The following is a 448-nucleotide window of genomic DNA, read 5'->3' on the forward strand; positions in this document are numbered from 1 at the left end:
CAGCAATAAGGCACGGCTAAGCCGCCAATGTATGACGTATTGGTTATCTAGAGATTACCTTGATGATATAAAAGTTAAGCCAGTAACTTTTCACACTGCTTGTAATTAGCGCGACGTTTTATTTCTAAGCTCGCACAATAATTATCAAGCTTTTGCGGCCGCCCTACTGCGCCGTGAAATACTTTGGTAAATTGTGTGGTGAGTTTTTGCCAGTTATCTGGGGCGATGTTGAGTCTGTCTAGAATTGGTGAGTTGATTGGGCTTATAGCGCCTCGCTTATCTGCCCGCATACATCGGCCGGTTAGCTCTACCAGTTCTAAATAGGACTTTAATTCAAAGGGTAAACATTTGGGCATGTGCTTTCGGGGGCAACCTGCAAAAAGCGCCAAGTATTTCGGTACCTTGCCTTCTTTGGCATGTTCACAGCGGGTCTAAACACTCGTGTAGT

Annotated in this window: 1 pseudogene; it reads right to left on the minus strand. The window is 44.9% G+C overall.

Annotation, left to right across the window (positions count from 1 at the left end):
• Window positions 1–74: 74 nt before the first annotated feature.
• Window positions 75–428, minus strand: a pseudogene (locus CWC18_RS18385) (transposase); the annotation flags it as partial.
• Window positions 429–448: the final 20 nt, after the last annotated feature.

It is taken from the genome of Pseudoalteromonas aurantia (genome assembly GCF_005886875.1).
Taxonomy (GTDB): domain Bacteria; phylum Pseudomonadota; class Gammaproteobacteria; order Enterobacterales; family Alteromonadaceae; genus Pseudoalteromonas; species Pseudoalteromonas aurantia_A.